The organism is Polymorphum gilvum SL003B-26A1 (assembly GCF_000192745.1).
In the GTDB taxonomy this organism is placed as follows: Bacteria; Pseudomonadota; Alphaproteobacteria; order Rhizobiales; family Stappiaceae; genus Polymorphum; species Polymorphum gilvum.
In genome coordinates, this window is the sequence record NC_015259.1 from 1,135,450 (window position 1) to 1,149,405 (window position 13,956).

General features: G+C 67.9%; 14 protein-coding genes. 7 read left to right on the forward strand and 7 right to left on the reverse strand.

Features of this window, described 5'->3' with window-relative positions; translation table 11 throughout:
- Window positions 1–68 precede the first annotated feature (68 nt).
- Both SL003B_RS05350 and SL003B_RS05355 read left to right on the forward strand, forming a co-directional pair.
- Window positions 69–275 carry a NepR family anti-sigma factor gene (locus SL003B_RS05350; protein ID WP_041375388.1) on the forward strand — a complete coding sequence of 69 codons (207 nt, stop codon included), beginning with the start codon at window positions 69–71 and terminating at the stop codon, window positions 273–275.
- Window positions 272–826 (forward strand): sigma-70 family RNA polymerase sigma factor, encoded by a 555-nt coding sequence (locus tag SL003B_RS05355; RefSeq protein WP_013651806.1) that lies wholly within the window; start codon window positions 272–274, stop codon window positions 824–826. The genes SL003B_RS05350 and SL003B_RS05355 overlap by 4 nt, the downstream gene beginning before the upstream one ends.
- 160 nt (window positions 827–986) lie before the next feature.
- Here SL003B_RS05355 and SL003B_RS22680 read toward each other — a convergent pair whose 3' ends face one another.
- Entirely contained in the window at window positions 987–1,154 is a 168-nt protein-coding gene (locus SL003B_RS22680) for a DUF1328 domain-containing protein (protein ID WP_041375389.1), read from the reverse strand.
- Window positions 1,155–1,274: 120 nt separating this feature from the next.
- The gene (locus tag SL003B_RS23295) at window positions 1,275–1,472 is read right to left on the reverse strand and encodes a hypothetical protein (RefSeq protein WP_148259255.1); all 198 of its coding nucleotides are present in this window, start codon (window positions 1,470–1,472) and stop codon (window positions 1,275–1,277) included.
- A gap of 264 nt (window positions 1,473–1,736) precedes the next feature.
- Between SL003B_RS23295 and SL003B_RS05370 the strand changes: the two genes are divergently transcribed.
- Together SL003B_RS05370 and SL003B_RS05375 are read left to right on the forward strand one after the other, a co-directional pair.
- Window positions 1,737–1,925 carry a PLD nuclease N-terminal domain-containing protein gene (locus SL003B_RS05370; protein WP_013651807.1) on the forward strand — a complete coding sequence of 63 codons (189 nt, stop codon included), beginning with the start codon at window positions 1,737–1,739 and terminating at the stop codon, window positions 1,923–1,925.
- A 269-nt stretch (window positions 1,926–2,194) separates the two neighbouring features.
- Entirely contained in the window at window positions 2,195–3,145 is a 951-nt protein-coding gene (locus SL003B_RS05375) for a PRC-barrel domain-containing protein (RefSeq protein WP_013651808.1), read from the forward strand.
- A gap of 253 nt (window positions 3,146–3,398) precedes the next feature.
- Here the strand turns inward: SL003B_RS05375 and SL003B_RS05380 are convergent, their stop codons facing one another.
- Window positions 3,399–4,163, reverse strand: coding sequence for a DeoR/GlpR family DNA-binding transcription regulator (locus SL003B_RS05380; protein ID WP_013651809.1), 765 nt, complete (start codon window positions 4,161–4,163; stop codon window positions 3,399–3,401).
- A 222-nt stretch (window positions 4,164–4,385) separates the two neighbouring features.
- Here SL003B_RS05380 and glpD point away from each other — a divergent pair, with 222 nt between their 5' ends.
- From glpD to SL003B_RS05395, 3 genes are all read left to right on the forward strand, one after another.
- A complete protein-coding gene (glpD, locus tag SL003B_RS05385) occupies window positions 4,386–6,026 on the forward strand; it encodes a glycerol-3-phosphate dehydrogenase (RefSeq protein ID WP_049792550.1) in 1,641 nt (546 codons plus the stop codon).
- A gap of 51 nt (window positions 6,027–6,077) precedes the next feature.
- Window positions 6,078–7,565 carry a glycerol kinase GlpK gene (gene glpK / locus SL003B_RS05390; protein ID WP_013651811.1) on the forward strand — a complete coding sequence of 496 codons (1,488 nt, stop codon included), beginning with the start codon at window positions 6,078–6,080 and terminating at the stop codon, window positions 7,563–7,565.
- Window positions 7,566–8,051: 486 nt separating this feature from the next.
- Window positions 8,052–8,834, forward strand: coding sequence for an SDR family NAD(P)-dependent oxidoreductase (locus tag SL003B_RS05395; protein WP_041375391.1), 783 nt, complete (start codon window positions 8,052–8,054; stop codon window positions 8,832–8,834).
- A gap of 2 nt (window positions 8,835–8,836) precedes the next feature.
- On the opposite strand, the gene SL003B_RS05400 is transcribed toward SL003B_RS05395, so the two are convergent.
- Genes SL003B_RS05400 through SL003B_RS05415 form a run of 4 tightly spaced genes read right to left on the reverse strand, consistent with a single transcriptional unit; the run spans window position 8,837 to window position 13,786 of the window.
- A complete protein-coding gene (locus tag SL003B_RS05400; protein WP_013651813.1) occupies window positions 8,837–9,694 on the reverse strand; it encodes an HpcH/HpaI aldolase/citrate lyase family protein in 858 nt (285 codons plus the stop codon).
- Window positions 9,694–10,179 carry a MaoC family dehydratase gene (locus tag SL003B_RS05405; RefSeq protein WP_013651814.1) on the reverse strand — a complete coding sequence of 162 codons (486 nt, stop codon included), beginning with the start codon at window positions 10,177–10,179 and terminating at the stop codon, window positions 9,694–9,696. The genes SL003B_RS05400 and SL003B_RS05405 overlap by 1 nt, the downstream gene beginning before the upstream one ends.
- A gap of 3 nt (window positions 10,180–10,182) precedes the next feature.
- Complete coding sequence (locus SL003B_RS05410; RefSeq protein ID WP_013651815.1) at window positions 10,183–12,177, reverse strand: acetyl/propionyl/methylcrotonyl-CoA carboxylase subunit alpha; 1,995 nt, start codon at window positions 12,175–12,177, stop codon at window positions 10,183–10,185.
- Window positions 12,178–12,184: 7 nt separating this feature from the next.
- Window positions 12,185–13,786, reverse strand: a complete 1,602-nt coding sequence (locus SL003B_RS05415; protein ID WP_013651816.1) for an acyl-CoA carboxylase subunit beta — start codon at window positions 13,784–13,786, stop codon at window positions 12,185–12,187.
- Window positions 13,787–13,956 lie beyond the last annotated feature (170 nt).

Genomic DNA, 13,956 nt, shown 5'->3' on the forward strand with positions numbered 1-13,956 from the left:
GCGTTCCAACTACGATCCGGTATCTGGAAGACATCGAGAACGCGCGGAAATTCGCCGAAGGAGTGATTATGGCCCGTGATAAGAAAGTGAGCCGGCCAGCAGGTGCCGGCAGCTTGGAACTGCCGAGGGCTGTCGGAAGCACGAAAGAGGACTGGATCGGGAACCAGTTGAAGCGCATCTACAACGAGGCGCTTGAGGAAGACATCCCGGACGACATGATGGCACTTCTCAACCAGCTCGATGCCGAGCCGGCGGACGAGGAGCGCGTTCAATGAGCGAGCAGGATTTCAAGCGGGACCTGGTCAATGCCATCCCCTCGCTGCGGGCCTTCGCCCGCTCGCTCAGCGGCAACCGAGATCGGGCCGACGATCTGGTTCAGGAAACCCTCGCCAAGGCGATCGCCAATCGCGAGCGCTACACGCCGGGAACCAACCTGGCGGCGTGGCTGGTGACGATCCTGCGCAACCACTACTATACGGAAGGGCGCAAGCGGAAACGGGAGGTGGCCGACAGCGACGGTGCCTATGCGGCCACGCTGACGTCGACGCCGCAGCAGCCCGGCCATCTCGAGCTGTCGGATTTCCTCAGCGCGCTGCAGTCCATCCCTGATGACCAGCGCGAGGCCCTGATCCTGATCGGAGCCAGCGGCTTTTCCTACGAGGAGGCGGCGGAAATCCTCGGAACGCGCGTCGGGACCGTGAAGAGCCGTGTGTCGCGGGCGCGGGCGCGGCTGGAAGAACTGATGAACGGGGGCGGAGGATTCAGGCGCGACGATGCCGCCGTTCAGCAGTCGGCGGCGCTGCTGAGCGAGGCCTTGTCGGGTTAAGGCAGGCGGCTTCGGATCAGCTTCGGACTAGGAATAAGCGACGGCTCCGAGACCGTCGCCTTTTCCGTTCTTTTGTCAATTATAAAGTAAAAACAAATGGATAAACGGGAACGGGCCCGCGCTGGGCGGGCCCGTTCAGCTTCGTCCTGGGGCAGGGATCTCAGGCCCGGCCGCGGACCAGGTGGACCAGTGCCGAGATCACGAACAGCGCCAGGGCCACGACGAAGATGAGTTTCGCGATCGAGACCGCCGTGCCGGCGATGCCGCCGAATCCAAGGACAGCCGCGATCAGGGCGACGACGAGAAAGAAAAGAGCCCAGCTGAACATCGTTTTTCTCCTGCTCTTCAGTGTTTTTCATTCCGACAACTTAACGGATTGATGGAGACTTGGTTCCATTCTCTTCGGAAAGAATTCCAATCTTCCTTCACAGGGGGGGCGAAGGCCGACTCATTTTTGCTTTTCGTCACTTCCTTTTACCCGAGTGATGCCTGCGGGGCGCTCGAAGGCGCGCTTGAGATGATCGCGGGTGCCGACGTCTCGGGCGAGCGTGCCGCCGGTGCGACCGCCGGTCGTCGGGGCATCCCCGGCGAGGGTCAGAGGTGCCTCAAGTTGTTTCTGGCGTTCGCCTTTCTTGGCTTCGGTCATCGAACGTGCCTCCTTTCCGGCGTGTCTTCGGAGATTAACGGACGAGGCGAAGTGAAGTTCCGGCGAGCGGCTGTCGCACGGGTCCTGAAACCGTCCTGAAACCCGCAGAAGACCCGCCGGAGACGTGCCGGAAACCTGCCGGAGCGTTGTCGCATTCGGTTCGGTGGGGAGACCCTTGCGCCGAGAAGGTCCGCCCGGGCCGGGAACCGTTCGACGGGTGTGTTCGTTGTAGCCGTGACTGCAGCGCAACCGAGGAGCGACATCATGGAATATGGACTCATTGGCCTGCTCGTCCTGATTGCGGACGTCTATGCCATCGCCAGGACCCTCTCCAGCGGCGCTTCGACCGGCGCCAAGATCCTGTGGACCCTGGGCATCCTGATCTTCCCGGTGGTCGGCGTGATCGTCTGGTTCCTGGCCGGTCCACGTGGCCCGGGACGTTCGATGGCCTGAGGCCGGGGACGAGATCAAAACCCTGAAACAAGGATCCGAGAACGGCCTGCCGGCACGAGCAGTCCGGAATTCTTCTTTCGCAAGCTTTGTTCCGAAAAATCGGAAGCATCTCGCAGAAATGCGGGGTGCTTTTTGTTTTTCAAAGCCTTTATCAAGCTTATGAAAAGAAAATTATCAGTATCGGAACCAATAGATCCTTGTTTCGTTTTCCGGTCAGCACGGCGACACCGTGCGCCATTGACCAGACACTTTCTCAAGGAGATGTAACGATGTTGCGCAAGCTGCTTGCCACTACTGCCGTTGTGACGCTGATCTCCGTTCCGGCGTTCGCCGAAACGCAGACGACCGCTCCGGCCCAGAACAACACGTCGGTCTACATGTTCGACATGAACGGCCTGGCCAACGCGCAGATGCGCGGCTACCTGGCCTCCAACCTGATCGGCAAGCCGGTCCATGTCTCGTCCGCCGAAGACGCCGAGCGCGTCGGCGAGATCAACGATATCGTCATCGGCGAGACCGGCGAGGTCCGTGCCGCGATCGTCGGCGTGGGCGGCTTCCTCGGCATCGGCGAGAAGGATGTTGCCGTCGACTTCGGCCGGCTGACGATGGTCGCGACCGACGAGGACGAGTTCCGCGTGACGACCGACGCGACCAGGGAGGAGCTGGAAGCGGCGCCGGCCTACGAGCGTCCGGATTACATTCCCATGGGCGAGACCATGTCCTCCGTGCGCCGTGACGTGACCGGCGCGATGGACGACGCCGGCACCGGGGTGCGCGAGGAGGCGGCCGAAATCCGGCAGTCGCTCGCCGAGACGCGCGAGGACGTGCGCAACGAGGCGCTGAACGAGGGACTGTCGGATCGCGAGCGCTGGCTGGCGGACAAGACCGAGATCCAGCAGGGCGCGATCGATTCCGAACGCCTGATCGGCGCGACGGTCTATGATGTCGCCTGGAACGACCTCGGCGAGGTCGGCGAGGTCGTGCTGACCGTCGACGGCCAGATCGAGGCGGCGGTCATCGATGTCGGCGGCTTCCTCGGCATCGGCGCCAAGCCGGTCGCGGTTGCCTTCGAGAGCCTGCGCTTCTTCGAGGACGAGGGCGGCACGCTCTATGTCGCGGCGCCGTTCACCGAGGAACAGCTCGACCAGGCGGCTTCCTACGACGCTGACACCTACCAGAGCGAGCGCGACTCCATGCTGCTGATCGGCATGGCCCGCTAAGCAGGCTTTTCACGCAGCCATCGACCAGACCGCTGACAAACCTCCACGCGCGTTATCCCGCACGCAGCGAAGCGCAGATGCGGGATCGGTGAGCCGAGGCCCTCTCGGTCTCCTTCGTTGACATCATCGTTACCGTGGCTCGCCGGTTCCGGCTCGCGCTTCGCTTGGCCGGAATGACACTGGAGAGTCTGCAGGTTTGTCAACAAGCTGGACGGCCCGCCACGGCGGGCCGTCTTGCGTCGCGTTGCGCGGATCAGGGCCCGCAGAGCTCGACACGAGTATCCCAGCCGGCGCAGCGGGCGGCCAGCGACGCGGCCAGCGGCCGGTCGGTGAAGACGGTGTCTATGTCGGCCAGCGAGCCGATGCGCACCGGGGCGCTGCGCTGGAACTTGAAATGGTCGCAGACCAGGAAGGTGCGGCGCGTCTGGCGCAGGATGGCCTGGCTGACGCCGACCTCCTGGATATCGAAATCGAGCAGGTCGCCGTCCACGTCGATGGCCGAACAGCCGATGGCGGCGTAGTCGAACTTGAACCGTTCGACGGCCGCCGTCGTCAGCGGTCCGGTCAGCCCGCCGTCGGAGCGGCGCAGCGCGCCGCCGGCGACGACGATCTCGCAGGACGGGTTGGCGACCAGGATGTTGGCGACATTCATGTTGTTGGTGACGACGAGCAGGTTGCGGTGCTGGAGCAGCTCGCGCGCAAGCGCCTCCGTGCTGGTGCCGATGTTGAGGAACAGCGAGCAGTCGTCCGGGACGGCGCGCGCGCACAGCCGGGCGATGGCCTGCTTGGCGGCCCGGTTGAGGTTGCGGCGCTCCTCGTAGCCGATGTTGGCGACGCCTGAGGGCAGGATGGCGCCGCCGTGGACCCGTTCCAGGCGCCCGCTTTCGGCGAGTTCGGCCAGATCGCGGCGGATCGTCTGGACGGTGACGCCGAAGTGCTCGGCGAGGCCATCGACCGTCACCTTGCCCTTCTGGCGGGCGATCTCGAGGATTTCGGGCTGGCGAAAGCTCTGCGACACGGATTCGGACCTCCCAAGGCGCCAACCATGTTCGGTCGGGTTCGGTTTTGCAAGCGCCCGCGGGAACCGAACGGAAACGAAACCCCCGGCGGGCGGGATGCGGTGCGATCCTGGGCCGGCCCCGCGACTGACATGCCGTCGGAACAGAATTCGATCATAAACGAAATCAAACGAAATTCGTCAATTGACGAAGGGCGTATCGTATGGTTCGTTTGAGTTCGCATGCGCCGGGTACGGAGGTGGCAGGTGACACGGGGTTCCAACGACGACGTGCCGGTCGATCTGTTCGTTATCGGCGGCGGCATCAACGGCTGCGGCATCGCGCGCGACGCCGCCGGGCGCGGGCTTTCGGTCGCGCTGGCGGAGCAGGGCGATCTCGCCTCGGCGACCTCGTCGGCCTCGACCAAGCTGTTCCACGGCGGCCTGCGCTATCTGGAATATTTCGAGTTCCGCCTCGTGCGCGAGGCATTGATCGAGCGCGAGGTTCTGCTCGCCGCCATGCCGCACATCAGCTGGCCGATGCGCTTCGTGCTGCCCTATCACAAGGACATGCGGTTCGAGGCCGAGACGCCGACGTCGCGGCTGCTCGGCGTCGTCATGCCCTGGATGAAGGGCCGCCGCCCGGCCTGGCTGATCCGGCTCGGCCTGTTCCTCTACGACCATCTCGGCGGGCGCAGGATCCTGCCGGGTACCGCGACGGTCGACCTTGCCCGCGATCCGGCCGGGGCGCCGCTGCAGGACCGATTCTCGCATGCCTACGAATATTCCGACTGCTGGGTGGAGGATTCGCGCCTCGTCGTGCTCAACGCCCGCGACGCGGCCGCATGCGGGGCGGAGATCCTGGTGCGCACCGAAGTCGTCTCGGCACGCGTCGAGGACGGGCTGTGGACGCTCGTCCTGCGCGACGCCGACACGGGCGAGACGGCGACGCGGCGCGCGCGCATGGCGGTCAATGCCGCCGGCCCCTGGGTGGAACAGGTGCTGCGCGGCACGCTTGGCATCGACACCGGCGAGGGCGTGCGGCTGGTGCGCGGCAGCCACATCGTCACGCGCCGGCTCTACGACCACGACAAGTGCTACTTCTTCCAGGGCGAGGACGGGCGGATCATCTTCGCCATTCCCTACGAGACCGATTTCACGCTGATCGGCACGACGGACGCCGACCACACGGACGCTTCCGTCAGGCCCGAGTGCACGCCCGAGGAGCGCGACTACCTGCTCCGCTTCGCATCGGCCTATTTCCGCACGCCGGTCACCGCCGACGACGTGGTGTGGACCTATTCGGGCGTCCGGCCGCTCTACGACGACGGCGCATCCTCGGCGACGGCCGCGACACGGGACTACGTGCTGAGCGTAGACACGGCGGCCGGCGCGCCGCTGCTCACCGTGTTCGGCGGCAAGATCACCACCTATCGGCGGCTGGCGGAATCCGCGCTCGACAAGATCGCGCCGTTCTTCGACGCAGTCCCGGGTCCCTGGACCGCGGGTGTGGCACTTCCGGGCGGCGACTTCCCGGTCGACGGGGTGGCGGAGCTGATCGCGGAGCTGCAGGCGGCCTATCCGTTCCTGGATGCCGCCTGGGCGCGCCGCCTGGTGCGTGCCTACGGCACGGAGGCTGCCGACATGCTGGGCGACGCCAGAAGCGATGCCGATCTCGGTCGACCGTTCGGGGCATCGCTGACGGAGCGCGAGGTGCGTTGGCTGATGGAGCGCGAGTTCGCGCGCCGCGCAGAGGATGTCGTCTGGCGGCGGTCGAAGCTCGGCCTGCGCCTGTCCGCGGACGCGATCGCCGCGCTGGACGCCTTCATGACCGGCAGTGCGGCGGGAGCCGGGGCAGACCGCGCCGCCGCTTCCGGTCTATAGTCCGCTGGACACGCGTCCGCTTTCCCCGATAGCCGCACGGACCATTTGCCGATGACCCACATCCTCGCCATCGACCAGGGCACCACCTCCAGCCGCGCCATCCTGTTCGACGAGACGATGGCGATCGCATCGATCGCCCAGGAGGAATTCCCCCAGCACTATCCGGCGAGCGGCTGGGTCGAGCACGATCCCGCCGACCTTTGGTCGTCTACGGCCGGCTCGTGCCGCGCGGCGATAGAGCGGGTCGGGGCGAGCGGCGCCGACATCGCGGCGATCGGCATCACCAACCAGCGCGAGACGACGCTGGTGTGGGACCGGGCGACCGGCCAGCCGATCCACCGGGCGATCGTCTGGCAGGACCGGCGCACGGCGGGTCTGTGCCGGGACTTGCGCGAGGCCGGCCACGAGGCGACGGTCAGCGAGCGCACGGGGCTGCTGCTCGATCCTTATTTCTCCGGCACCAAGCTGAAATGGATCCTGGACAGCGTCGAGGGCGCGCGGGAGCGCGCCAAGCGCGGCGAACTCCTGTTCGGCACGGTCGACAGCTTCCTGATCTGGAAGCTGACCGGCGGCGCGGTGCATGCGACCGACGCCACCAACGCGGCGCGCACGCTGCTCTACGACATCCGCAAGGGGCGCTGGAGCCGGACCATGTGCGAGCTGCTCGACATTCCCATGGCGATGCTGCCGGAGGTGCGCGATTGTGCCGCCGAGTTCGGGCGCACGCGCGCCGACCTGTTCGGCCGAGAGATCCCGATCCTCGGCGTCGCCGGCGACCAGCAGGCGGCCACCATCGGCCAGGCCTGCTTCTCGCCCGGGATGATGAAGTCGACCTACGGCACCGGCTGCTTTGCGCTGCTCAACACCGGCGACACGCCGGTGGCCTCGAAGAGCCGGCTGCTGACCACCATCGCCTACCAGTTCGACGGCAAGCCGACCTACGCGCTTGAAGGCTCGATCTTCATCGCCGGAGCCGTGGTGCAATGGCTGCGCGACGGGCTGAAGATCATCCGTGCGGCGGACGAGACCCAGGCGCTGGCGGAAAGCGCCGACCCAAGACAGTCGTTGATCCTGGTGCCGGCCTTTACCGGCCTCGGCGCGCCCTACTGGAGCGCGGAGAGCCGCGGGGCCATCTTCGGGTTGACGCGCAATTCCGGACCGGCGGAATTCGCCCGCGCGGCGCTGGAAAGCGTCGGCTTCCAGACCCGCGACCTGCTGGAGGCCATGCTGGTCGACTGGCCGTCGGGCGCCGGTGGCGGCGTGCTGCGCGTCGACGGCGGCATGAGCGCCAGCGACTGGGCGATGCAGTTCCTGTCCGACATCCTCGGCGCGCCGGTCGACCGGCCGCGAGTGCTGGAGACGACCGCGCTGGGCGCGGCCTGGCTCGCCGGCATGCGCGCCGGCGTCTATCCGGACCAGGAGACCTTCGCCGGCAGCTGGGCGGTCGAGCGACGCTTCGAGCCGCGCCTGGCGGGCGATGTCAGGGCGCGCAAATACGACGCCTGGAAGGCGGCCGTTCGGGCGACGATGAGCGTCTGAGCGGGCGCCGGTTCTCGCTCGGCCTGCGCAGCGACCTGCACGGCACGGGTGTGCGCGTGACCTCGATCGAGCCGGGCGGGTGCGAGAGCGACTTCACCCGGCTGCGCGCCGGCGGCAACCGGCCGGCCTGACGCGCTCAGATGATGCGCTCCAAGGCGGCGCCAACGCGATCCAGCCGGACCGTATCGCCAACACCATGCGCCGGGTCGCGAGCCTGCTGCCTCCTGTCACCCGCAACAGCCTGGAGGGATGCCGGTGGGCCCGTCGTGGGCGCCGGTCCAGATCCACCGCGAGACGGCCTAAGGGGCTCGGCTCATGTCAAGGAAGGCGGGAACTCGGACTTAACTTGCAATTCTGATAGCACTTGAAGTATTAATCAAGTATCGTAAATTTTTATATTTACAATATAAAGTATTTTTTGTTGATAAATCCGATTATTTATTTAAAGTTTCATGAGGCAATTTCTTTTGGGAGGGCTTGGTGGAAATGAGAAGGACGGTGGACATCGCGTCGGCATCGGCGCTTGTGGTCGGCGGCACGGCGGGCATCGGACATGCCGGTGCGCAGGCGCTGCTCGAGGCGGGGCTGAGGCGGCTGGTGATTTCCGGGCGGTCGCCTGGGCGCGGCCTTGCCGCACGCGCGCGTCTGGCGGAGCGCTTTCCCGGGGCGGAGATCCACTATCTGCAATGCAACGCGGTGCATGCGGAGGAGGCGGATGCGCTGGCCGAGGCGACGGCGGAGCGGCTCGGTTCGATCGACATCCTGCTCAGCAGCGGCGGCGGCGATCCGATGCCGCGGCTGTTGCACCAGATCCCGACGGCCGAGCTGATGCCGACGATTTCTTCGATCGTCGCCGGCATCATCCATCCGGCGCGGGCGGTTCTGCCGCACATGAGCCGGCAGGGCGGCGGCGCGGTGATCTGCCTCGCCTCCGACGCGGCCAAGGTCGCGACGCCGGGCGAGACGGCGATCGGCGCGGCCATGGCGGCCATCGTCATGTTCTGCCGAGGCATGGCCAACGAGGCCAAGCGCAACGGTATCCGCGTCAACTGCCTGACGCCGAGCATCGTGCGCGGCACGCCGCTCTACGACACGCTGATGGCCGATCCGTTCTGCAACAGGCTGTTCGGCAAGGCCGAGACGATGGCCTCGCTCGGCATCGTCGAGCCCGAGGACCTGGCCGCGATGGTGGTGTTCCTGGCGAGCCCTGCGGCGGCCCGCCTGACCGGCCAGACGATCAGCATCAACGGCGGCATTTCCGCGGTCTGATCTCACCGCGCGGCGTCCAGGAGGCGCCGCGCGCGGGCCAGATGCGGCGCGTCGACCATCTGGCCGTCGACCACGGCGACGCCGGTCGAGGAGACCGCCAGGGCGTCGACCACGGCCCGCGCCCAGGCCAGATCAGCCTCGGCCGGGGTGAAGACGGCGTTGATGGCGCCGATCTGGGCCGGATGGATGGCAGCCTTGGCGGCGAAGCCGTCGCGGCGGGCGGCCTCTGTTTCCCGGCGCAGCCCGCCGGTGTCACGAAAGTCGGTGTAGACGGCGTCGATGGCGGGCACGCCGGCAAGCCGTGCGCCATAGAGGCAGAAATTGCGCGCCATGCGGAACGGTTCGGTATAGGCGCCGGCCTCGTCGCGGTTGGCGGTTGCGCCAAGGTCGACGGAGAGATCCTCGCCGCCCCACAGCAGCCCCCTGAGGCGCGGATGCGCCCAGGAGCGGGTCAGCAGGGAGACGGTCGCCTCGGCGGTCTCGGTCGCCACGACCAGGATGCCGGTGCGGCCCGGGTCGGATTCGAACGGCGCGAGCAGGCCGGCGAGGCGGGCGACGTCCTGCGGTCCGGTCGCCTTGGGCAGCATCAGCAGATCGGGCGCATGCGGGACGACGGCGGCGACGTCCGCGGCGCACCACGGCGTGTCGAGGCCGTTGACGCGCACGGCGATCCGCGGCCCGTCCGGTCGCCGATCGGCCGGGCGGGCGGCGAGGTGGCCGGCGACGAGCGCACGCGCTTCGGCCTTGGCCTGCGGCTGGACGGCGTCCTCCAGGTCGAGGATGACGACGTCGGCGGCGCAGTCGGCTGCCTTCGCCATCATCTTTGCCGAGACGCCCGGCACGAACAGCAGCGAGCGCATCAGGCGGCGGCGTTGCCGGCGGCGGGGTCGTTGGCGGCGGGGCGCATGCGCATCAGCGCAGCGCGCTCGCAGGTGCCGCACAGCACGCCGTCCTGGTTGAAGGCCTCGTGGCGCAGGGTGACGATGCCCTCGCCGGGGCGCGACCTGCTCGGCCGCTTGCCGAGCACGGTGGTGCGGATCCTGATCGTGTCGCCCTCGAACAGCGGGTGCGGGAAGGCCACGTTGGTCATGCCGAGATTGGCGATGGTGGTGCCGAAGGTGGTGTCGTTGACCGACATGCCGACCATCAGGCCGAGGGTCAGCAGGCTGTTGACCAGCGGCCGGCCCCAGACGCTCTTCGCCGCCGCGTGGGCGTCGATGTGGACCGGCTGGGTGTTCATGGTCAGCAGCGAGAACCAGCGATTGTCGGTCTCGGTGATGGTGCGGGTCCATTCATGGTCGAACACCATGCCGTCCCGGAAGTCCTCGAACCAAAGTCCTGCCATCGGTCATTCCTCCCCAAGTGGTGCAATCTCGATCAGGTGGTGGTCGGCCGGCACGGTGTCGCCGACCGCGCAGCGCAGCGCCGCGACGGTGCCGTCGATGGGCGCGACGAGCGTGTGGACCAGTTTCATTGCCTCCATCTTCATCAGCGGCCGGCCCTTTTCGACGCGCTCGCCGGCGGAGACGGAGATGTCCGTGACCAGGCCGTGGAGCGGGGCGACGACGGTGCCGTCGCTGGCGGCGGACAGCGTCGCGCTGCGGTCGACGTCGATGGCCGGGCGCAGGCGCACGGAGGCGGCAAGGCCGCGGTGCGACAGGTGGACGACGTCGTCCGCGCAGCGGAAGGCGACCGGGGCGCCGCCGACCTCGACTGGGCCGGAGCCGAGGTCGAGCGGGCCGAGCACGATGTCCCGGTCGTCGATGCGCAGCGCGAAGCCGTCGGGGCCGAGCGTCAGGCGCGCGGAGGCGGTGCCGTGGTCGTCGGAGAGCTCCAGCTCGACGGAGGCGGGCCGGCGGGCGCCGGTGACGCGGAAACCGCCGCGCTCCTGCCAGGGACTTTGGGCGGCGGGCAGGCGGGTTGCCCAGATCGCGGCGGCGAGAGCGCGCAAACGGTCGACGCCCTGGGGCTTCCAGCCGTCCGGAAAGTTCTCGACGAGGAAGCGGGTGGTGGCGCGGCCCTCGGCAAAGGCGGGCCGGGCGACGCAGTCGCGCAGGAAGGCCTGGTTGGTGGCCAGACCCAGCACGGACAGCTCCGACAGGCCCTGTTCCAGCCGGTCGCGCGCGGCGCTGCGGTCCGGCCCGTGGGCGATCAGCTTGGCAAGCATGCTGTCGTAGAAGGGCGTCACCTGCGAGCCGCCCTCGACGCCGGTGTCGAAGCGCAGGCCGACCGGCGCCTGGAGCGCGGCGATGCGACCGATGGAGGGCTGGAACGAGGCCTCGGGCCGTTCGGCGGCGACGCGCGCCTCGATGGCGTGGCCGACGGCGCGGATGGCGTCCTGGTCAAGCGGCAGAGGCAGTCCGGCGGCGACGAGCAGCTGCCATTCGACCAGGTCGATGCCGGTGATCGCCTCGGTGACCGGGTGCTCGACCTGCAGGCGGGTGTTCATCTCGAGGAAATACGGCTCGCTGCCGCCAGCCTCCATGATGAACTCGACCGTGCCGGCGGAGCGGTAGCCGATCGCGCGGCCAAGCTTCAGGGCGGTGTCGTGCAGCCGCGCGCGCACCGCGCCGGGAAGGTTCGGCGCCGGGGCCTCCTCGAGAACCTTCTGGTTGTTACGCTGGACCGAACAGTCGCGCTCGAACAGGTGCACCAGGTTGCCGTGGCTGTCGCCGACGAGCTGGACCTCCAGGTGCCGCGGGTTGGCGATGTAGCGTTCCAGCAGGACGCTGTCGTCGCCGAAGGCCGAGCGGGCCTCGGTCCTGGCGGTCTCGAGGGCGGCGGCAAAGTCCTGCGGTCGTTCGACCAGCCGCATGCCGCGGCCGCCGCCGCCGGCCGAGGCCTTGATCAGCACGGGATAGCCGATGCGCTCCGCCTCGGCGGCCAGCCGGACCGGGTCCTGGTCGTCGCCGTGATAGCCGGGCACGGTCGGCACGCCAGCCTCGACCGCGATGCGCTTGGCCTCGATCTTGGAGCCCATGGCCGCGACGGCGTCGGGCGTCGGGCCGATGAAGACGATGCCCGCTTCCTCGCAGCGGCGCGCGAAGGCGGCGTTTTCGGACAGGAAGCCGTAGCCGGGATGGATCGCGTCGGCGCCGCTCGCCCGCGCGGCGGCGAGCACGGCGTCCATGTCGAGATAGCTCTCGGTGGCGGGGCCGGCACCGATGCGGTGGCTGTCGTCGGCGCTGCGCACATGCAAGGCGTCGGCGTCGGCGTCGGAATGGACCGCGACGGTGCGCAGGCCGAGGCGGCGGCAGGTGCGCATCACCCGGCAGGCGATCTCGCCACGGTTGGCGACGAGCACGCTGCGGATCGGGCGCGGGGCATTGAACAGGACCGTCATGGCGACCTCACATCCGGTAAACGGGACGATTGCCGGGGATCTCGGGACGCATCGCCCCGGTCGCCAGGCACAGGGCGAGGACCTTGCGGGTGTCGCGCGGATCGATGATGCCGTCGTCCCAGATACGCGCCGTGCAGTAGTAGGGGTCCGACTTGGTCTCGAACATGGCGCGCAGCTCGGCCTCGTAGGCGGCCAGTTCCTCCTCTGTCGCCGGATGGCGCGAGATGCTGGCGCGGCGCAGGTCCATCAGCACCGAGGAGCCTACGTCCGGATTCATGCCGCCGAGGCGGGCGTTCGGCCACATGAACATGAAGCGCGGCCGGAAGCCGCGCCCGCTCATGCCGTAGTTGCCCGCGCCGTAGGAGCCGCCGGTGACCAGGGTGTAGCGCGGCACGCGGGTGTTGGAGACGGCATAGACCAGCTTGGCGGAATGCTTGGAGATGCCGCCGCGCTCGGCGTCCGAACCGACCATGAAGCCCGTGGTGTTCTGCAGGAACAGCAGCGGCACGCCGCGCTGGTCGCACAGTTCGATGAAATGCACCGCCTTCAGCGTGGTTTCGGAGAACAGCACGCCGTTGTTGGCGACGATGCCGACCGGCAGGCCCTCGATGTGGGCGAAGCCGCAGACGATGGTGGTGGCGAACTGGGGCTTGAACTCGTGGAACTCGCTGCCGTCGACGATGCGGGCGATGATCTCGCGCTGGTCGAGCGGGCGCGACAGGTCGGTGCCGACGATGCCGGGCAGCTCCGCCGGGTCGTAGAGCGGCGCGCGCGGGATGCGGATGTCGCCGGCGAGCGGCTGCGGATAGTTCAGTGCGCCGACCATGTCGCGCAGCCGGGCGATCGCCTCGCGCTCGTCGGCGGCGCAGTAGTCCGAGACGCCGGAGACGGTCGAGTGCATCAGCGCGCCGCCGAGCGTGTCGCGGTCGACCGTCTCGCGGATCGCCGCGCGCACGATCTGCGGGCCGCCGAGATGGATCGAGGCGTTCCCGGCGACCATGACGAACTCGTCGGCAAGCGCGGGTATGTAGGCGCCGCCGGCGGTGCATTCGCCGAACACGGCGGCGATCTGCGGCAGGCCTTCGGCCGACATGCGGCACTGGCGGTAGAAAGTGCCGCCGAAGTGCTCCTGGTCGGGGAACACGTCCTCGAGGTTCTTCAGGTTGGCGCCGCCGCAGTCGACCAGGTAGACGACCGGCAGGCGATTCTCGAGCGCGATGTCCTGGGCGCGGATGTGTTTGCGCACGGTCTCGCGGAAGAACGAGCCGCCTTTCACGGTGGCGTCGTTGGCGATGATGACGCAGGTCACCCCACGGATGGTGCCGATGCCGGTGACGATGCCGGCCGACGGCACCTCGTTGTCGTAGAGACCCCAGGCGGCGAGCGGCGACAGCTCCATGAACGGCGTCAGCGGGTCGACCAGCAGGTCGATGCGGTCGCGGACCAGGATCTTGCCGCGGGCGTGGTGGCGGCCGATCATCCTGGCGCCGCCGCCGCCGAGCGCCCATTCGTACTTGCGGTAGAGGTCGTCGAGCAGCGCCTGATAGGCGCGCCGGTTGTCCTGATAGACCGGATCCGCGGGATCGCACTTGGTTCTCAATATGGCCATACGCCTGCCCTTTACCGGGTGCCGAATTGACTCGGTCGATTTTTCAATCTAACGTTTGTTAGAATATCGAACCCGGAAAAGCAACCCCGCAAACGCGACAACGGATCGGCCGGCGGTCTTGCGGAGGCGGATCCTTCCGGTAGAGTCCCGATTGGGCGGGCGGTGCGAGC